20 protein-coding genes are annotated in these 18,913 nt (G+C 65.5%); 10 read left to right on the forward strand and 10 right to left on the reverse strand.

Annotated features, from left to right (window positions below; all coding sequences use genetic code 11):
• Positions 1-51: 51 nt before the first annotated feature.
• A complete protein-coding gene (locus tag ACZZZD_RS00865) occupies positions 52-1,533 on the reverse strand; it encodes a D-alanyl-D-alanine carboxypeptidase (protein WP_463431736.1) in 1,482 nt (493 codons plus the stop codon).
• Between the two features lie 276 nt (positions 1,534-1,809).
• On the opposite strand from ACZZZD_RS00865, the gene ACZZZD_RS00870 reads away from it, so the two are divergent.
• The 3 genes from ACZZZD_RS00870 (at position 1,810) to clpA (ending at position 5,115) form a co-directional block, all read left to right on the forward strand.
• Complete coding sequence (locus ACZZZD_RS00870) at positions 1,810-2,301, forward strand: phasin family protein (RefSeq protein WP_463431738.1); 492 nt, start codon at positions 1,810-1,812, stop codon at positions 2,299-2,301.
• Positions 2,302-2,471: 170 nt separating this feature from the next.
• The gene (gene clpS / locus ACZZZD_RS00875; RefSeq protein ID WP_159845019.1) at positions 2,472-2,801 is read left to right on the forward strand and encodes an ATP-dependent Clp protease adapter ClpS; all 330 of its coding nucleotides are present in this window, start codon (positions 2,472-2,474) and stop codon (positions 2,799-2,801) included.
• Between the two features lie 13 nt (positions 2,802-2,814).
• On the forward strand, positions 2,815-5,115 hold the full coding sequence (gene clpA, locus ACZZZD_RS00880) for an ATP-dependent Clp protease ATP-binding subunit ClpA (protein WP_159845017.1): 2,301 nt from the start codon (positions 2,815-2,817) through the stop codon (positions 5,113-5,115).
• Positions 5,116-5,167: 52 nt separating this feature from the next.
• On the opposite strand, the gene ACZZZD_RS00885 is transcribed toward clpA, so the two are convergent.
• Positions 5,168-6,313, reverse strand: a complete 1,146-nt coding sequence (locus tag ACZZZD_RS00885) for a GNAT family N-acetyltransferase (protein WP_463436046.1) — start codon at positions 6,311-6,313, stop codon at positions 5,168-5,170.
• Positions 6,310-6,768, reverse strand: coding sequence for a RidA family protein (locus tag ACZZZD_RS00890; RefSeq protein ID WP_463431740.1), 459 nt, complete (start codon positions 6,766-6,768; stop codon positions 6,310-6,312). The genes ACZZZD_RS00885 and ACZZZD_RS00890 overlap by 4 nt, the downstream gene beginning before the upstream one ends.
• Positions 6,769-6,881: 113 nt before the next feature.
• Here ACZZZD_RS00890 and ACZZZD_RS00895 point away from each other — a divergent pair, with 113 nt between their 5' ends.
• Positions 6,882-7,796, forward strand: coding sequence for a hypothetical protein (locus ACZZZD_RS00895; protein ID WP_463431742.1), 915 nt, complete (start codon positions 6,882-6,884; stop codon positions 7,794-7,796).
• Positions 7,797-7,926: 130 nt separating this feature from the next.
• On the opposite strand, the gene ACZZZD_RS00900 is transcribed toward ACZZZD_RS00895, so the two are convergent.
• From ACZZZD_RS00900 to ACZZZD_RS00910, 3 genes are all read right to left on the reverse strand, one after another.
• Positions 7,927-8,667 carry a polysaccharide deacetylase family protein gene (locus ACZZZD_RS00900; RefSeq protein WP_463431744.1) on the reverse strand — a complete coding sequence of 247 codons (741 nt, stop codon included), beginning with the start codon at positions 8,665-8,667 and terminating at the stop codon, positions 7,927-7,929.
• 36 nt (positions 8,668-8,703) lie between these two features.
• Positions 8,704-9,999 (reverse strand): nicotinate phosphoribosyltransferase, encoded by a 1,296-nt coding sequence (locus ACZZZD_RS00905; protein WP_463431746.1) that lies wholly within the window; start codon positions 9,997-9,999, stop codon positions 8,704-8,706.
• A 175-nt stretch (positions 10,000-10,174) separates the two neighbouring features.
• Positions 10,175-11,443, reverse strand: a complete 1,269-nt coding sequence (locus ACZZZD_RS00910) for a DNA polymerase IV (RefSeq protein WP_463431748.1) — start codon at positions 11,441-11,443, stop codon at positions 10,175-10,177.
• A 106-nt stretch (positions 11,444-11,549) separates the two neighbouring features.
• Between ACZZZD_RS00910 and ACZZZD_RS00915 the strand changes: the two genes are divergently transcribed.
• Together ACZZZD_RS00915 and ACZZZD_RS00920 are read left to right on the forward strand one after the other, a co-directional pair.
• On the forward strand, positions 11,550-11,915 hold the full coding sequence (locus ACZZZD_RS00915; RefSeq protein ID WP_463436047.1) for a response regulator: 366 nt from the start codon (positions 11,550-11,552) through the stop codon (positions 11,913-11,915).
• Positions 11,912-13,273, forward strand: coding sequence for a PleD family two-component system response regulator (locus ACZZZD_RS00920; RefSeq protein ID WP_463431750.1), 1,362 nt, complete (start codon positions 11,912-11,914; stop codon positions 13,271-13,273). Before ACZZZD_RS00915 ends, ACZZZD_RS00920 begins: the two co-directional genes overlap by 4 nt.
• A gap of 189 nt (positions 13,274-13,462) precedes the next feature.
• Here the strand turns inward: ACZZZD_RS00920 and rpmG are convergent, their stop codons facing one another.
• Positions 13,463-13,630: a 50S ribosomal protein L33 gene (gene rpmG, locus ACZZZD_RS00925; RefSeq protein WP_003164451.1), complete on the reverse strand. Its 168-nt coding sequence runs from the start codon at positions 13,628-13,630 to the stop codon at positions 13,463-13,465.
• Between the two features lie 126 nt (positions 13,631-13,756).
• Between rpmG and ACZZZD_RS00930 the strand changes: the two genes are divergently transcribed.
• The 4 genes from ACZZZD_RS00930 to ACZZZD_RS00945 all read left to right on the forward strand — a co-directional run bounded on the left by ACZZZD_RS00930 (position 13,757) and on the right by ACZZZD_RS00945 (position 16,984).
• A complete protein-coding gene (locus tag ACZZZD_RS00930) occupies positions 13,757-14,323 on the forward strand; it encodes a hypothetical protein (protein WP_463431777.1) in 567 nt (188 codons plus the stop codon).
• A 115-nt stretch (positions 14,324-14,438) separates the two neighbouring features.
• Positions 14,439-16,214: an SLC13 family permease gene (locus ACZZZD_RS00935; protein ID WP_463431779.1), complete on the forward strand. Its 1,776-nt coding sequence runs from the start codon at positions 14,439-14,441 to the stop codon at positions 16,212-16,214.
• Between the two features lie 31 nt (positions 16,215-16,245).
• On the forward strand, positions 16,246-16,800 hold the full coding sequence (locus ACZZZD_RS00940) for a hypothetical protein (protein WP_463431781.1): 555 nt from the start codon (positions 16,246-16,248) through the stop codon (positions 16,798-16,800).
• A 46-nt stretch (positions 16,801-16,846) separates the two neighbouring features.
• Positions 16,847-16,984 (forward strand): hypothetical protein, encoded by a 138-nt coding sequence (locus tag ACZZZD_RS00945; protein WP_287928592.1) that lies wholly within the window; start codon positions 16,847-16,849, stop codon positions 16,982-16,984.
• On the opposite strand, the gene ACZZZD_RS00950 is transcribed toward ACZZZD_RS00945, so the two are convergent.
• From ACZZZD_RS00950 to ACZZZD_RS00960, 3 genes are read right to left on the reverse strand one after another with little or no spacing between them, the layout of a single operon-like run.
• Entirely contained in the window at positions 16,968-17,285 is a 318-nt protein-coding gene (locus tag ACZZZD_RS00950) for a hypothetical protein (RefSeq protein ID WP_463431784.1), read from the reverse strand. The two genes, ACZZZD_RS00945 and ACZZZD_RS00950, sit on opposite strands and share 17 nt — an antisense overlap.
• Positions 17,286-17,287: 2 nt before the next feature.
• Entirely contained in the window at positions 17,288-18,397 is a 1,110-nt protein-coding gene (tgt, locus tag ACZZZD_RS00955; protein WP_463431787.1) for a tRNA guanosine(34) transglycosylase Tgt, read from the reverse strand.
• Complete coding sequence (locus ACZZZD_RS00960) at positions 18,398-18,871, reverse strand: hypothetical protein (protein WP_463431789.1); 474 nt, start codon at positions 18,869-18,871, stop codon at positions 18,398-18,400. It abuts the gene before it with no gap.
• Between the last annotated feature and the right edge of the window lie 42 nt (positions 18,872-18,913).

Here is an 18,913-nt window from a genome sequence, read left to right on the forward strand (position 1 = left end):
GCGACATCATTCAGAACAAAGCAAGAACATTCGTTCTCACTCCTGAGCGCCTCAGTCGGGGCCGATGACCATGCAGGTGACACGGCGTTCAGCCAGGGCCTCGCAGGCGGTCTTGGCCCCCGCTTCAGTCAGGCCGACGAAGCGCGAGCGATACCAGTCGCCGGCCGTCTGAACGTTGCGCTCGGCGGTGGCGAACTGGGTGCGGAAACGACGGTTGACCTCGGCCAGCCAGTCGTTGGCGACCTTCTCCTCGCGGAAGGCGCCGACCTGAACGGCCCAGCGTCCGGCGGGCGTGCGGGCGGCGGCGCGGGCCGGCTCTCGCGCCGGGGGCGGGGTCGCCCGACGCGGCGTGGTCGAGGGCGCGACGGCTGCGCTGGATGGCGCGCCATTCAGCGAGGCGGTGACGTTGTGGGGGGCGCGGTTATTGGATGACGAGGCTGCGGCCTGGCCGATGGCCTGGGCGGTCGCGGCGGCGCGCTGGTTGGCGGCGCGTTCCGACGGGGCGGGGGCGACGCGGGCCGGCAGGGCTGCGGGTGGAGGGGCCGCCGTATAGGCGACGGCGGTGGTGGATTCGGCGCCGATGCCGTCTTCGTCGTCATTGACCGAGGCGTAGGCGATCGGGGCGTCGGCCGATACACCGCCCACGCCGAAGCCGCGCTGTTCGAAGAAGGTCTGGGCCACCTGGATCCGCTCGCCTTGGGAGCGACGGCGTTCGACCTCGAAACCGGTGTCCATCAGTTCGGCGACATGGGCGTTGCGGCTGGCGGTCGAGCGGCCGCCCAGCACGACGGTGATCAGCCGACGCCCGTCACGCACCGCCGAGGCGGCGAGGTTGTAGCCCGACGCGTTGGTGTATCCGGTCTTCATGCCGTCATAGCCGCGCCCGGTGGGCAGCAGGCCGTTGGTGTTGCGATAGTTGCGCCCGTTATAGGCCCAGTCGTGCAGACCGAAGTAGCTGTAATATTGTGGAAAATCTCGCATGATGGCGCGCGCCAGGATGGCCTGGTCCCGCGCCGAGGTCAGCTGGCGCGCGTCGGGCAGGCCGTTGGCGGTGTAATAGCGGGTCTGGCTCATGCCCAGCTGTTCCGCCTTCAACGTCATCATGTTGGTGAAGCGGGCTTCCGAACCGCCGATATGCTCGCCAATGGCCAGGGCCATGTCGTTGGCGGATCGGACGGCCGTGGCGCGCATGGCGTCGTCCAGAGTGATGGTCTGGCCCGCGGCGAGGCCCAGTTTCGACGGCGGCTGCGAGGCGGCGCGCGGCGAGATCGTCAGCACGTCGTTCACGTTCGCCTTGCCCTGAGAAAGGGCCTCAAACGTCAGATACAGGGTCATCATCTTGGTCAGGGACGCCGGATAGCGGCGGCTGTCGGCATTGCGCGCGAACAGAACCTCGCCGGTCGCGGCGTCTATGACGATGGCGGCATAGCGACTGTTCTCCTGGGATTGGGCCTCAATCGGTCTGACGTTCGCGCCCAGGACCAGCGAAAGCGCGAGAACGGCGAACAGGCCACGGCGGAGAAAAGCAATCATGGGTGTACAACCCTCAGTGAGCAGGGCGCGACAGGCCCCCCGGCCGACGCGATGGAAGGGTTAGCATAGGAAGCACGGGTTTCGTGGTGGTTAACCGCTCGTCAACGGGAATTTGAACCGCCAACCAAGGTTATCACCGATAATATGCTGCATTGCACAATAAGCTTGAAAAACCTTCGCACTTGCAGCATATAGGGGGCCTGCGAGGATCATCCTCGCCTGAACATTTTCGCCCAGCGCCCGTCCCCGCGGGCAACATTTATCGGAGAGACGACCATGGCCGACGCTACCGAAACCGTGAAGAAGACCGCCGATCAAGTCACCGGCGCTGCCGCTTCGGCCGGCGCCAAGGTCAAGGCTCAGGCCGAGACCATGCAGGCCGCCGGCACGCAGGCTTTCCGCGAAGGCATCGAGAAGTCGACCGCCTCGCTGGCCGAGCTGAACGCTCACAGCAAGAAGAACCTGGACGCCATGGTCGAGTCGGCCACTGTCGCCCAGAAGGGCGCCGAAGCCCTGTCGCAACAGGCGCTCGGCTTCGCCAAGTCGTCCTGGGAAGAAGGCGTCGCCGCCTCCAAGGAACTGTCGACCGCTCGTTCGGTGCAGGAGTTCTTCGAGCTGCAAACCGCCTGGGCCAAGAAGTCCATGGAGCGCTACGTCGCCGAACTGACCAAGACGAACGAGATCGTCACCGCCACGGTCAAGGACAGCATCAAGCCGATCAACGAGCGCGTCACCGCCTCGGTCGAAAACTTCCAGGCCGCTCGCTAAACAGCGAGCCGTCTTGAGGATCGATAAGGCCCCGGAGTTCGCTCCGGGGCTTTTTTCGTTTTGGATCCGTCGTTTGCACTTCACGCAATCCGTGACTGGACGCGGCTTCAATTCACGCCATCATTCCCTATCTGTTGGAGACAAGACGACTCCCCGATTACGGAATACGAATGCCCATACAAAGGCCCGGTGATAGCGGTGGCGGTCAAGATACCGCCACCGTCACCGAAACAAAGCCGAAGCTTCAGAAGCCCTCGCTGTATCGGGTGCTGATCCTGAACGACGATTATTCGCCGATGGAATTCGTCGTCTATGTGCTGGAGCGGTTCTTCCAGAAGAGCCGCGAAGAGGCCACCCGCATCATGTTGCATGTGCATCAGCATGGCGTGGGCGTCTGCGGCGTCTTCACCTACGAGGTCGCCGAGACAAAGGTCGCGCAGGTCATCGAGACCGCGCGTCGCCACCAGCACCCTCTGCAATGCACGATGGAAAAGGACTGAGAGGAACCTCCCGATGCCTTCATTTTCCCGTCCTCTCGAAGAAACTCTGCACCGCGCGGTGGGATACGCCAATGCGCGTAGGCACGAATATGCGACGCTGGAGCACCTGCTGCTCGCGCTGATCGACGACCCCGATGCGACCGGCGTCATGCAGGCCTGCAACGTCGATCTGACGGCCTTGAAGGCGGCGCTGACGCTTTATGTCGACAACGATCTCGCCGCCCTGGCCACGGCCGATGGCGAGGACGCCAAGCCGACCGCCGGCTTCCAGCGCGTGATCCAGCGCGCGGTGATCCACGTTCAATCTTCCGGCCGCGAGGAAGTGTCCGGCGCAAACGTGCTGGTCGCAATCTTCTCCGAGCGCGAGAGCCACGCCGCCTATTTCCTGCAAGAGCAGGACATGACGCGGTATGACGCGGTCAACTTCATCGCTCATGGCATCGCCAAAAAGGCGGGCGCCACGGAGGCCCGTCCCGCCAAGGGCTCTTCGCCCGAAGAGACCGAGGACGCCTCGGCCGTCAAGTCGGGCGGCGAGGCGCTGGAAGCCTATTGCGTCGACCTCAACGAGAAGTCGCGCCAAGGCAAGGTCGATCCGCTGATCGGTCGCCAGGCCGAGGTGGATCGCTCGATCCAGATCCTGTGCCGCCGGACCAAGAACAACCCGCTGCTGGTTGGTGATCCCGGCGTCGGCAAGACCGCCATCGCCGAAGGTCTGGCCCGCAAGATCGTCAATGGCGAGGTGCCCGACGTCCTCAAGGACGCCACCATCTATTCGCTCGACATGGGCGCGCTGCTGGCCGGCACCCGCTATCGCGGCGACTTCGAGGAACGCCTGAAACAGGTGGTCAAGGAGCTGGAGAACCACGAGAACGCCGTGCTCTTCATCGACGAAATCCACACGGTGATCGGCGCCGGCGCGACCTCGGGCGGAGCCATGGACGCCTCCAACCTGCTGAAGCCGGCCCTCGCGTCGGGTTCGCTGCGCTGCATGGGATCGACGACCTACAAGGAATATCGCCAGCACTTCGAGAAGGACCGCGCGCTGGTGCGTCGCTTCCAGAAGATCGACGTCAACGAGCCGACGGTCGAGGACACGGTGAAGATCCTGAAGGGTCTGAAGACCTACTATGAGCAGCACCACAAGGTCCGCTACACCGACAGCGCCATCCGCACGGCGGTCGAGCTGTCGGCTCGCTACATGACCGACCGCAAACTGCCGGACAAGGCAATCGACGTGATCGACGAGGCGGGCGCCGGCCAGATGCTGTTGGTCGAGTCCAAGCGCAAGAAGGTCATCGGCCAGAAGGAGGTCGAGGCCGTCATCGCCAAGATGGCCCGCATCCCGGCCAAGTCGGTGTCCAAGTCCGACACCGAGAGCCTGCGCGAACTTGAGATCGATCTGAAACGCGCTGTCTTCGGCCAGGAGCAGGCCATCGAACAGGTCTCGGCCGCGATGAAGCTGGCGCGGGCGGGTCTTCGCGATCCGAACAAGCCCATTGGCAGCTTCCTGTTCAGCGGTCCGACTGGTGTTGGCAAGACCGAGGTGGCCAAGCAACTCGCTGCCACCCTGGGCATCGAGATGCAGCGGTTCGACATGTCGGAATACATGGAGCGCCACACCGTCAGCCGCCTGATTGGGGCGCCTCCCGGCTACGTTGGCCATGACCAGGGCGGGCTTCTGACCGACGCCGTGGATCAGCATCCGCACTCGGTGGTGCTGCTGGACGAGATCGAGAAGGCGCATCCGGACGTCTACAACATCCTGTTGCAGGTGATGGACAACGGCATGCTGACCGACGCGGTTGGCAAGAAGGTGGACTTCAGGAACGTCATCCTGATCATGACCACCAACGCCGGGGCCGCCGACAACGCCCGCGCCTCCATCGGCTTCGGCCGGGGCAAGGTCGAGGGGGAAGACGACAAGGCCATCCAGCGCCTGTTCGCGCCGGAGTTCCGTAACCGCCTAGACGCCATCGTGGCCTTCAAGCCCCTGCAGGCCGACACGATCCGCTCGGTGGTGACCAAGTTCATCCTTCAGCTGGAAGCCCAGCTGGCGGATCGCAACATCACCATCGAACTGACCGACGAAGCCGCCGACTGGCTGGCCAAGAACGGCTTCGACGAACTGTACGGCGCGCGTCCGCTGGCGCGGGTCATCCAGGACTCGATCAAGAAGCCGCTGGCCGACGACATCCTGTTCGGGCGTCTGACGCGCGGCGGACACGTCAAGGTCCAGCTAAAGGACGGCAAGATCGACTTCGACATCGCCAGCGCCAACGCGCCCGCGAAGGCCGAGGAAGAAGAGACGGCCTGATCCTCGAAAGGTTGAAGGCGGAAGGCCCGGCTGGAAACAGCCGGGCCTTTTTCTATGTCACCTTGTAGGGCGACAGTTCCTCGGTCATCGCCGCCATCTCGGCCTGCATCGCCGGGCGTTCGCCGTCCAGATAGCGGGCGACGGGATCGCGCAGGGCGGAGTCGGCGATGAAGTGGGCGGAATAGACGGGGGAGGGCAGGTAGCCGCGCGCGATCTTATGGTCGCCTTGGGCGCCGGCCTCGACGCGGGACAAGCCCCGCGAGATCGCGAACTCGATGGCCTGATAGTAGCAGAGCTCGAAATGCAGGAAGGGCACGTCTTCCAGCGTGCCCCACTGGCGGCCGTACAGGGCGTCGCGGCCGATGAAGTTCAGCGCGCCGGCGATGGGCGTCTGGTCTCGAAACGCCATGACCAGGGCGATCCGGTCGGCCATGGTGGCGCCGACGCGGCTGAAGAAGTCGCGCGTCAGATAGGGCTGGCCCCATTTGCGCGAGCCGGTGTCCATATAGAAGGCGAAGAAGGCGTCCCAGTGGGCCTCTGTGATGTCGGCGCCGGTCAGGACGCGGATATCGAGATCGGCCTGGGCGTCGCGGCGTTCGCGCTTGATGGTCTTGCGGCGGTTGGCCGACAGGGCGGCGAGGAAGTCGTCGAAGGTCCGATAGCCGTTGTTGCGCCAGATGAACTGAATGTCCTGGCGCGGCAGCAGGCCCGCCTCGGCCATGGCCCACCATTCCGGCTCGGTCGGGAAGTTGACGTGCAGGGACGAGACGCCCAGCCGCTCGACCAATGTCACCGCCCCCTGGATCAGGGCCCGACGCACGGTAGCGGCGTCGGTTTCGGGATGGTTCAGGAAGCGCGGCCCGGTCGCCGGCGTGAAGGGCACGGCGCCCAGCAGCTTGGGATAATAGCGTCCGCCCGCCCGCTCATAGGCGTCGGCCCAGCTGTGGTCGAAGACGTATTCGCCCTGGCTGTTGCCCTTCAGATAGAGGGGCATGACGCCGAGCACGGCGTTGTCTTCACCCCTCAGGGCCAGATGACGCGGGGCCCAGCCCTGCCTCGGCGCGGCGCTGCCTGAGGCCTCGCAGGCGTGCAGGAAGTCATAGGAGACAAAGGGATCGCCGGTGGAAAGCGCGCACGCATCCCAGGCCTCGCGGCCGATGTCGGCGATCCCTTCGTGAACCGAGATCTGAAAGATCAGCGGATCTCCACGATCGCATCGATCTCGACGGCGAAGCCGAGTGGCAGCTTGTAGACGCCTACGGCCGAACGGGCGTGCTTGCCCGCGTCGCCGAAGACCTCGACCATCATGTCCGAACAGCCGTTGATCACGGCGGGAATGGCGACGAAGTCAGGACCGGCCTGAACGAAACCGCCCAGTTTGACGATGCGGACCACCCGGTCCAGATCGCCGTCGCAGGCGGCCTTGATCTGGGCGATCAGGTTGAGGCCGCACAGGCGGGCCGCCTCCGTGGCCTGTTCCGGCGTCACGTCCACGCCGACCGTGCCCTTGATCCCGCCCGAGGCGTCGTTCGACAGCTGGCCCGAGATGGTGACCTGATTGCCCGAGCGGACATAGGAGACATAGCTGGCCACCGGCTTGGCGGGTTCCGGCAGGGTGAGGCCGAGTTCGGCGATGCGGGCTTCGATGCTCATGGGGGCTCCTGTTTATCTGGGCGCGGTTTAGCGCGCGGCAAGAGCGGCGTCACGTCCGTCGCGCGGCTTTAAAGGTTCGCCAACCGCGCCGTGTCATTGTGCCGAGCATGGATATGCACCTGACCCCCGACGTCGCCGCCTTCCATGCCGTGCTGGCGCGACTGTCCCCCGACGACCGGGCGCGCGTCGACGCCGCCGCCGGACCGGCCGCGCAAAAGGCCGCCGAGGCCGCGCCGCACTGGGATTTCGAAATGTCGGCCAAGGCGGTGGACGCCCTGTTGGGCGCGGACGCATCGGACGATGTGCGGCGGGGTCTGGTCGCGGCCTGGGCGCTGCAACTGCCCGATCGTGCGGCGGCGATGCGCTTGCCGGCCGAGGTCAGGGCCCTCTATCCCTACTGGATCGAACAGCTGGCGGCGTTTCTGGGCAAGGCCGAGGGCGACTATGTCTTCGACCACTGGTCCAAGGACGTGCGCTTCACGCTGGCGCTCAGCGTGCCGGGCGCCAAGAGCCAGGTGATCGATCTGAGTTCGCCGGTCGGACCGGGCCAGATCGTCAAGCACGTCCGCGACGGCTGGGGCATCAAACCCTTGTTTCGCTATCTGGCGGCGGGCGCCAAGCGCGAGCCGTGGCTGGAGGTGCACACCGAAAGCCGCTGGCTGCGCGGCTTCAACGAGGACGGCTGGAACGAGGCCTGGGCGACGGCGGCGGAGCTGTGCCGCGCCCGGCCGGAACTGGCGGGCATGATCGGCTCCAGCTGGTTCTATGACCCGCCCCTGACCGAGATCAGCCCGCGCCTGGCGCACCTGCGGCTCAACCCGCTGAACGGCGGCGCCTTCATGGTCCACCAGGGCCCGGCGCCCATCCATACCGAACGGGCGGCGACGGCCTCGGCGTCCAGGAAGGCGCTGATCGACAGCGGGGAATACACCGCCCGGTCGTGGCTGATGATCTGGCCTCGCAAGGAACTGATCGCCTGGGCGGATCGGCGCAAGGCGGCAACCCCACTCCCTGATTCGTCATCCTAGGCCTTGTGCCTAGGATCCATAGACTCAGGCTTCACCGTTTACTGAGGGTGTTAGACGTCGGTCATTGAGCGGCTGACACCGAGCGTATGGATCCTAGGCACAAGGCCTAGGATGACGATCGTTAACGAGTTCAGGCCGTCGCCACCCGCCACGCCGCCGCGACCGGCTGGATGTCCAGATCGGCCGCCTTCGCCAAGCGGATCAACCGGTCGATGTCCTCGGGACGGCAGCCATACGGCGTCGGGGTGTCGCTGACGTCGTGGCCATAGGCGATCAGCCAACCCCTGGACGCCGCCGTCTCCGCCACCAGCGCCTCCAGATCATAGCCGGGCAAGCGACGGCTCTCCAGGCCGATGGCTTGCAGCAGGTTGCGGTCGGTGCGACCGGCGTTGATCCCGTCGCGCACGCCACGCCCGCACAGGAAACGTTTGTCGATGATCGCCTTGGACCCCAGGGCGCAGTCGCCGAATGGATAGGCGAAGGTTTGCATTTGATAGCCGTCCAACCGCTCGGCCACCCAGGCGGCGTTGCGGGCCAGACTGGCGTCCAGCTCTGCGGGCGACAGGGTCAGGGTCGAGACATGCTCATAGGTGTGGCATCCGACTTCGTGCCCGGTCTCATGCAGCGCCTGCAGATGCTCCACCTCGAACTGCGGCAGGTCCAGATTGCGGCCGCCCGCCAGGCCGCCGCAGACATAGTATGTCGCCTTGACGCCGTGTTGGGCCAGGATCGGTCCGGCCTCGGTCCACGCCGATGCCGGGATGTCGTCGAACGACAGGCTGAGGACACCGCGCGCGTGCTGGACCGTGGCGGGACGGACATCGAGATAGCGGCCGGCGCGACGGCGCATCTTGTCGAGAAAGGCGTTCATCCCACCCTTATGACCGAACGGGCTTAAGGTCGCGTTTCAAACCGTGACGGGCTGGGCGGTCAGGCCGCGCACGCCGAACACCCGGCGATAGCGTTCGATCTCGGCCGGGTCGCCGACGGCCTTTTCCGGATTGTCCGACAGCTTGATCGCGGGCCGCCCCCCGGCCTCGACCACCTTGCAGACCAGGGAGATCGGCTCCAGCTCGGGCGCGAAGGCGGGCGAGCAGTCGCGGAAATCGTTGGTCAGGTTTGTGCCCCAGCCGAAGCTGAGCCGCGCCCGGCCGTGGAAATGGGCGTGGGTCGCCTCGATCCCGTCGATGTCCATGCCATCCGAGAAGATCAGAAGCTTCTCGTTCGGATCGCGCCCATGCGCCCGCCACCAGTCGATCAAGCGGTCTCCGGCCGGAATGGGCGGGGCCGAGTCGGGCCGGAATCCGGTCCAGTCCGCCACCCAATCAGGCGCCTGTTCCAGAAACGCCTCGGTGCCGAAGGCGTCGGGCAGGACGATCAGCAGATTGCCCGCATAATGCCTGCGCCACTCGTCCAGAACGTCATAGGGAACCTGGGCCAGCACCACGTCGTCGGGCGCCAGGGCCGCCATCACCATCGGCAGTTCGTGCCCGTTGGTGCCGATGGCCTCCAGGTCGTTCTCCATGGCGTGCAGGACATTGGACGTGCCGATGAAGGACGATCCCAGCCCTTCCTTCAGCGCCTGGATGCACCAGCGCTGCCACAGGAAGCCATGCCGTCGCCGCGTGCCGAAATCCGACAGCGCCAGATCAGGCAAGGCGCGCAACCGCTCGACCTTGGACCACAGCCGAGTCTTGGCGCGCGAATACAGGATGTCCAGCTCGAACCGGCCCAGCCGGCGCATGCCGACACGGCAGCGCAGCTCGTTCAGGATGGCCAGCGCCGGGATTTCCCACAGCGTCACCTCGGCCCAGCCGCCCGAGAAGGTCAGCACATATTGTCCGTCCTGACCCGACAGATCGTAGTCCGGCAGGCGGTAGTCGGTCAGCCAAGCGATGAAGTCGGGCGAGAAGATCTGCTTCACGCCATAGAAGCTGTTGCCCGACAGCCAGACCAGTTCCTTGTTGGTGAAGCGCAGGGTGCGGGCGTGATCCAGCTGTTCGCGCAGGGCGTCGATGTCGATCTCGTCTGCCAGGCGGACGGATTTCGTGCGGTTGATGACCTGAAAGACGACGGGCACGTCGCGATGTTCGCGCCAGATCATCTGCAGCATCAGCAGCTTGTAGAAATCCGTATCCAGCAGGCTGCGGACGATCGGGTCCAGGCGAAAGCCGTGGTCATAGGCGCGTTTGGCGAGGTCCATGGCGGCATTTGAGCGGATGGCGAGAGGATGTGCACGTTCTTTCCGTCACTCCCTCCGTCATCCTCGGGCTTGACCCGAGGATCTGGCGTTAGTCGGACTGTGCGTCACTTATTGCGCAACGCGGGGGAAAATCCGGTCCTCGGGTCAAGCCCGAGGATGACGGGTGGGGATCACATCACCCCTTCAGTGCACGCCCCGCCACCACGGCGTCCTTGCCGAACTTTTCGCGCAGCTTGTCGATGGCGCGTTCCGTCTTCAGGGTGCGGGTCTCGGGGGTCTGGAACAGGCCGACGGGCGCGTCCTCGGCGTCTTGGACGTCGGCCATTCCGATGCCGATCAGGCGATAGGACTGGCCCAATTCCGGCTTCAGCAGATCCCGCCCGGCGGCGAACAGGGCGCGCGCCGTCTGGACCGGGTCGGGCAGGGTGATGCGGCGGGTGATGATCTTGAAGTCGGTGCGGCGCAGTTTCAGCACCAGCACACGGCTGGCGACGCCGTCGCGCCGGGCCTTGGACGCGAGCTTCTCGCACAGAGGCCACAGCTCGGCCTCCAGCGCCTCGGCCGAAGTCAGGTCTTCGTTGAAGGTGGTTTCGGCGCTCATTCCCTTGCGGTCGCGTTCGGGGTTCACGGCGCGGGCGTCGCGGGCGTGGGCCAGGTCGTACAGGCGCAGGCCCGACTCGCCATAGCGTTTGACCAGATCGCGCACGTCCGCGCGGGCCAGATCGCCGATGGTCGAATAGCCATCGCTGCGCAGCGCCTTGCCGAACACCGGGCCGACGCCGGGCAGGGTAGTGACGAGACGCGGCGCCAGCAGGGCCTGGGCGTTGGCGGCGCCGACAACGGAGAAGCCGCGCGGCTTGTCCATCTCCGACGCCATCTTGGCCAGGAAACGGTTGGGCGCCAGGCCGATGGAGACCGTCAGGCCGGTCTCCTCCTCGATCTGCTTTTGAAAACGGATCAACTGAAACGCCGGGGGACCGCCGTTCAGTCGTTCGGTGCCCGACAGATCGACCCAGGCCTCGTCCAGCGACAGGGGCTGGATCAAGGGCGTCAGCCGACCCAGCGCGCCCAGGATGCGCTGCGATTCGAAGACGTATTTGGTGAAGTCGGGCTTGATGACCACCGCCTCGGGACAGGCCTTCAGCGCCTTGAACATCGGCATGGCGGACCCGACGCCGTACTGGCGCGCGACATAGCAGGCGGTGGAGACGACCCCGCGCTTGCCGCCGCCGACGATGACCGGCTTGTCGCGCAGCTCCGGCCGGTCGCGCTTCTCCACCGAGGCGTAGAAGGCGTCGCAGTCCATGTGGGCGATGGACAGCTGGTCCAGTTCGGCATCTGCGACCACGCGACGCGATCCGCACGCCGGACAGCGGTTCTCGTGCGGCCCGGCGGGATCTTCGCCGGTCCACAGGCAGTCGCGACAGATGGCCTTGATGGCCACGCTTAAGGTCTCCGTAAGGTTGGCTTCACCCCAACTTAAGACTGCTCGCCTACGAATGCGACCAACGAGGCGTCCCGCGTTCGAGGGGCGCGCAGGTCAGGTGATGATGTCCAAGAAAGTCCTCATCGTCGAGGATAACGAGCTGAACATGAAGCTTTTTCATGATCTGCTCGATTCCCAGGGCTACGAGACGCTGCAGACCCGCGAGGGCCTGCAGGCGTTGGCCCTGGCGCGCGCCCATCTTCCCGATCTGATCCTGATGGATATTCAGCTGCCGGAAATTTCGGGTCTTGAAGTCACGAAGTGGCTGAAGGACGACGAGGAGCTGAGCCATATCCCCGTCATCGCCGTGACCGCCTTCGCCATGAAGGGCGACGAGGAGCGGATCCGTCAGGGCGGGTGCGAGGCCTATATCTCCAAGCCCATCTCGGTGATGCATTTCCTCGAAACCATCCGGCAGCACCTCGGATGAGCGCCCGAATCCTCGTCGTCGACGATGTGGACGTGAACGTCCGCCTGCTCGAAGCCAAGCTGACCATCGAATATTACGACGTCCTGAGCTGCAACGACGGCGCGTCGGCCCTGACCATCGCCGCCGAGCATCAGCCGGACCTGATCCTGCTGGACGTCATGATGCCCGGCATGGACGGGTTCGAGACCTGTCGCCGGCTGAAGGCTCAGGCCGAGACGCGCCATATCCCCGTCGTGCTGGTCACCGCGCTGGACGGTCGCCAGGATCGCATCCGGGGGCTGGAAGCCGGCGCCGACGACTTCCTGACCAAGCCCATCGACGACGTGATCCTGTTCGCGCGGGTCAAGTCGCTGACCCGGCTGAAGCACGTCATGGACGAACTGCGCGAGCGCGAGGAAAGCGGTCGCCGTCTGGGCGTCGATTCGGACGGCGCCGCGCGGCTGCGTAGCGAAGGCGGGCGGGTGCTGATCGTCGATGACGACCTGCGCCAGGCCGAGAAGATAGCGGCCGAGCTGAGCGGCGAGCACCGCGTCACCATCGAATCCGATCCCGAGGCGGCGCTGGTCGCGGCCAAGGGCGCGCTAGACCTGATCATCGTCAATGTCGCCGCCGCCAGCTTCGACGGCCTGCGGATCGTAGCCCAGGCCAAGTCGGGCGATGCGCGCCGTGCGCCGATCCTGGCGGTGGTGGAGCCGGTCGAGCGGCCGCGCATGGTCAAGGCGCTGGAACTGGGCGCCGCCGACATCCTGCCGCGTCCTATCGACACCGAGGAGCTGTCGGCGCGGGTCCGCACCCAGATCCGACGCAAACGCTACACCGACTTCCTGCGCCAGAAGCTGGACAGCAGCATGGAGATGGCTGTCACCGATGCTCTGACCGGCCTGCACAATCGTCGCTACATGACCGGTCAGCTACAGGCCTTGGTCGGGCGCGCCGCCCAGGGCGGGTCCCAGGTCGCGGCGCTGGTGCTGGACATCGACCACTTCAAGTCCGTCAACGACAGCTTTGGCCACGACGCCGGGGACGAGGTTCTGGTCGAGTTCGCCGTGCGCTTGGCCACCAATGTCCGCGCCGTGGACCTGCCGTGCCGGATGGGCGGGGAAGAGTTTGTGGTCGTCATGCCGGGCGCCAGCCTGGAAGACGCCGGCCGCGTCGCCGAACGGATACGCCGCGATGTCGCCTCCGCCCCGTTCCGGGTCATGGGCGGCAAGGAACAGATCACCATCACCATCTCGATCGGCGTGGCCGCCACGACCGGTGACGGCGACACGCCCGAGGGCTTGCTGAAACGCGCCGACGAGGGCGTCTATGAGGCCAAGGCCGCCGGCCGCAACAAGGTCATCGCCAAGGCGGCTTAAGTTTAGGCCCCGTCATCCTCGGGCTTGACCCGAGGACCGGGCGCTGATCGGGCTGTGCGTCGCCTCAAGCGCAATGCGGCAGAACCTCCGGTCCTCGGGTCAAGCCCGAGGATGACGATGACGGACAGAACGAAAAACGCCCGGCTGGAGACCAGCCGGGCGTTTTCAATTTCTCAGCCGATCAAGTGCTTACTTGATCTTGCCTTCCTTGAACTCGACGTGCTTGCGCACGACGGGGTCGTACTTCTTGACGACCATTTTCTCGGTCATGGTGCGGGCGTTCTTCTTGGTGACATAGAAGAAGCCGGTGTCGGCCGTGGAGTTCAGGCGGATCTTGATGGAAGCCGGTTTGGCCATCGGAATTACCTCTGCGACGGCGAAAGCCGCTTAAAATAAGAGGCGCGGAACATACTCAGGATCGCCCCAAAGTCAACGGGCGCGATGCCACGTTGATGCGGTCGGATGCACATATAGTGTGACCGTATGAAAATCGCATCCTTGCTGGCCGCTGCGGCCCTGGTTTCCCTGTCGTCCGTCAGCGTCGCGGAGGCTTCTCCCGCTCCGGGGCAGGACGCATTCCTGGCGCGTCTGAACGCCTTGTGCGGCCAGCGATTCGAAGGCCGGGTCGTCACGACCGACGCCGCCGACGCCACGTTCGCCAGCGAGCGGCTGATCATGCACGTCCGCGGCTGTTCGGCGGACGAGGTGCACATTCCCTTCGCCGTGGGCGAGGACCGTTCGCGCACCTGGGTCGTGACCAAGACCGAAACGGGCCTGCGGCTGAAACACGACCACCGGCATGAGGACGGCACGACCGACGTCCTGCACTGGTACGGCGGCGATACGGCCAGCGCGGGCACGGCCGAGCGGCAGGAATTCCCCGTCGACGCCGAATCGATAGCCCTGTTCAACGCCAACGATGCGGCGGTCTCGACCACCAATGTCTGGGCGATGGAGGTCCATCCCGACCGGATGTTCGCCTATGAACTGCGCCGTTCCAATCGGCACTTCCGCGTCGAGTTCGACCTGACCAAGCCGATCACCGACTAGAGTTGATCAAGGCGGAAGGCATCCCCACAGCGGACGCCCGCTCGACAAAGGCGGCGCCCTTGCATCGATTGTCCTGGGACGGCGTTTAGCCGGCGAGATCGAGGGGCTGCGACGCGTGACATTGCAACAGGGACTGGCGTTCGCATTGATCGCCCTGACCATCGGGGCCTTCATCTGGGGGCGGTTCAGATTCGATCTGGTGGCGGTGGTCGCCCTGGTCGTCGGCTTGGCGTTGGGGATCATCCCGGCCGAGGCCGCCTTTGACGGCTTCAAGAACGACGTCACCGTCATCATCGCTTGCGCCCTGATCGTTTCGGCCGCCTTCGCGCGGTCGGGGATCGTGGAACTGGCGATGCGGCGCATCCTGCCTCTGCTGAAGACCGAGCGTAGCCAGGTCCCGGTTCTGACCGCCGCCGTGACCGTCCTGTCCATGGCGACCAAGAACGTCGGCGCGCTGGCGATCATGATGCCGGTGGCGTTGCAGGTCGCGCGTCGCACGGGCTCTGCGCCGTCGCGCCTGCTGATGCCCATGGCGTTCGGGGCGATGGCTGGGGGCATGGTCACCCTGGTCGGGACGGCGCCCAACATCATCGTCGCCGAGGTTCGTCAGGAGATCGTGGGCCAGCCGTTCGGGATGTATGACTTTGCGCCGGTCGGTCTGGCGATCACCGCCATGGCCCTGGCCTTCCTGGCTATCGGCTATCGGATATTGCCGAAGGACCGACAGGGCGCGACACAGATGAACGCCGCCTTGGCCGCCAACGCCTATGCCACCGAGGTCAGCGCGCCGGACGATTGGGCCGCGGGGTCCATGACCGTGTCCGCGCTGGGGGACTGCGGCCAGGGGGACGTTCGGATCATGGCCCTGATCCGCGGTGGCAAGCGCAGGGCCAACCCGCGCGGCAATGTCGTGGTCAAGCCGGGTGACGTGCTGCTGGTGGAAGGCGAACAGCAGGCCCTGGAATCCTTTATCGGCCGCTCACGCCTCAAGCTGATCCGCGAGGATCGGCCCATCGCCATGGACAGCCCGTCCGAGGAGATCGCCGTGATTGAGGCGGTCATCGGTCGGAACTCGGCGCTGCAGGGTCAGTCGGTCAAACAGTCCGATCTTTACGGCAAACACGGCATCAATCTGCTGGGGGTGTCTCGCAGCGGCTACGAACTGACCCAACATTTGCGCACCGCGAAACTGGCGCCCGGCGACATCGTCCTGCTGCAAGGCGCCGAACAGAGCCTGCCCACGGCGCTGAAGGCGCTGGATTTGTTGCCGCTGGCTGAGCGGGAAGTGCGGCTGGGCAGCAGCAAGAAACGATTCCTGCCCGCCGCCGTTCTGGCCGCCGCCATGATCCTGGTCGGCCTGGGCGTCGCGCCGGTCGCGGTCGCTTTCTTTGGCGCGGCGGTGGTGATCGTGGCGCTGGGGGGCTTGAAGATGCGCGAGGCCTATGCCGCGTTGGACGGGCCGCTGTTAGTCCTGATCGCCGCCCTGATCCCGGTGTCGGACGCCATTCAGCAGACGGGCGGATCGGACCTGATCGCCGGCCTGCTGCGCAATGTATTCAACGGTTTGCCGGGCGTGGTGGCGGTCGCAGGCGTCCTGCTGGCTTCGATGGCGGTGACGCCCTTCCTGAACAACGCCGCGACCGTTCTGATCGTGGCGCCCATCGGCGCGACCCTGGCCAAGCAGTTGGGATTCAACGCCGATCCGTTTTTGATGGCGGTGGCGGTCGGGGCGGCCTGCGATTTCCTGACCCCCATTGGACACCAGTGCAATACGCTGGTGATGGGGCCGGGCGGATACCGGTTTTCCGACTACCCTCGGCTGGGAGCGCCGCTCAGTTTGATGGTGCTGATCGCCGCTCCGCCGCTGATCCTGACGTTTTGGCCGCTTTGAGGGTGCGGCCTGATCGTGGTCTAAGGCTCTGATGACACGCATCGTTCTTTTGATATTGGCCGCCGCCAGCCTGGCTGGCTGCAATGCCAGTCGGTCCGCCGTTGGCGGCGCCGAACAGGTGGGGTCGGGGTTCGCGGCGGCGGCGACTGCGCCGCTGGAAGACTTCAACCTGCGCCGCCAGACTATCCCGACGGTGCTGTTGCAGGCGGAAGCCAATCCCTACGATCTGCGCAATCTGAACCATTGCACCACAATCGGCGCAGAAGTGGCGCGGCTGGACGAGGCGCTGGGGCCGGACACGGACGAGCCGCCGCGTGAGGACGGCTCCTACATGAGCGAGCGCGCGGCGGATGCAGCCGCGAAGGCGACGCTGGACGCCATTCGCGGCACAGCGACCGACTTCATTCCGGGGCGAAGCTGGATTCGCCGCCTGAGCGGGGCCGAACAGCACTCAAAACATGTCCAGTCCGCCATCCAGTCAGGCCGGATGCGCCGCGCCTTCCTGAAAGGCATGGGGATGCAGCGGAACTGCGCTCCGCCCGCGGCCCCCAGCTGGTTCCGGCCTGCGGCGCGGTCGCAGCGTTGACAGCCTAATCCATCGCGGCGAACGTGTTGCGTCCTGGAGTTAAGCCATGTCGCGCACCAAGCCGTCCCGTTTCCAGCAGATCGCCGTCATCCTGTTTGTGGCTTACGCGATACAGATTCTTTTGGGCGACGCGATCGGCGGCTTCATGGACGGCATGATCATCGGCTTCACCGACGGGATTTAACGCTGGAGGTCCGTCGCCTGTCGCGACGGTCGCCCCTGATCTGGACCGTGCCGTCCTTGGCGAAGGCTTCGAATGACGACTTTTCGATGTTCCTGAACTCGCCGGTTCCGTCCCAGTCCCAGTCGAACGAGATGCGCTCGCCCTTGTGCGCGAACTTGCCCGACCAGTGGGCGAAGAACGCATATTTGTCGCCGCCGATGATGATGACGTGGCGATGCAGCGCGGTTTCGTTGCCCTCGTCGCGCGGCTGCTCTTCCAGATATGTGTTGTAGGCGTGGAAACCTGACTTCTCGATTCGCATGGTCAGTTCGACGTATGGCGGGCGTGGAAGTCGCGGCGGAAGGCTTCGAAGCGGCCCTCCGAGATCGCGGCGCGCATGGCCGCCGTCAGCGCCTGGTAGAAGGCGATGTTGTGCCAGCTCAGCAGCACCTTGCCGAGGATTTCGTCGGCCCGGATCAGGTGGTGCAGATAGGCCCTCGAATACTGCGAAGACGGCCCCTCGATGCTCGGGTCCAGCGGGTCCTGATCCTCGGCGAAGCGGGCGTTTTTCAGGTTTAGCGGACCGTCCCAGGTCCAAGCCTGACCGTGGCGACCGGCCCGCGTCGGCAGGACGCAGTCGAACATGTCCACGCCGCGAAAGACCGCCTCGACCAGGTCGATCGGCTTGCCGACGCCCATCAGGTAGCGGGGGCGATCCTTAGGCAGAAACTCGGGCGCATAGTCCAGCACCTCGCACATGGCCTGATGGCCTTCGCCCACGGCCAGGCCGCCGATGGCGTAACCGTCGAAGCCGATCTCCTGAAGCTGTTCCGATGACTGGCGACGCAAATCCTCGAACGTCGAACCCTGCTGGATGCCGAACAGGGCCTGGGTCTCACGCTCGCCGAACCTTGCCTTGGACCGGGCGCCCCAACGGATCGAAAGCTCCATCGCCTTCTTGGCCGCATCCTTCTCGGCGGGATAGGCGACGCACTGGTCCAGCTGCATCGAGATGTCGGCGCCGATCCGGTCGGCCTGGATCTCGATCGAGCGTTCGGGCGTCAGGACGTGTTTCGAACCATCGATATGGCTGGAGAAGGTCACCGCCTCTTCCTTCACCTTCGAAATCCCGGCCAGGGACATGACCTGGAAGCCGCCGCTGTCTGTCAGGATCGGCTTGTCCCATCCCATGAATTTGTGGAGCCCGCCCAGCCGCTCCATCCGCTCGGGACCGGGGCGCAGCATCAGGTGGTAGGTGTTGCCCAACAGGATGTCGGCGCCCGTCGCCTTGACCTGATCCACCGTCATCGCCTTGACCGTCGCGGCGGTGCCGACGGGCATGAAGGCGGGGGTGCGGATGTCGCCGCGCGGGGTCTTCAGCACGCCGGTGCGGGCGCGGCCCTCGGTGGCGGAGATTTCGAAGGGGAAGGGCATTCAGGCGATCAGTCGTTCAAGCTGCTCGACGCGCACCAGATCCTTGGGGCGGCCGAACAAGCGGTACAGGGCGATATGGTCCCGGATGTCGGGCACGAACAGCGGGACGTCGTCGATGAAGACCCGACGCCGCGAAGTAAAGCCGACGGCCTGCCATTCTGCGCCATCGCGGGTCTCCAGATCGGCCATGACCTCGACCAGGATCGGCTGGTCCGGCGCACGACCGAAGACGGCCGAGCGGAACAGGCCTTCACCTGGATCGGCCACCACCTCACCGTCCAGCGCGGCCAGCAAGGCGCGAGCGTCGCGGGGCGAACACAGGACGTCGATGTCCGGCACGTGCAGGTCGGTCAGGCCATACAGCGCCATGGCCGCTCCGCCGAAAATCCACCACGGGTCGCGCAGATCGCGCGCAGCCTCGCCGACGGCGATCAGGCCGTCCTGAAGCTCATGCGGGAGATCGTCGGTTGACACGGGTCGCGCTCGTTTTCGTCAGGAGGCGGCATTTAGGCGTTT

It is taken from the genome of Brevundimonas sp. AC546 (assembly GCF_979258305.1).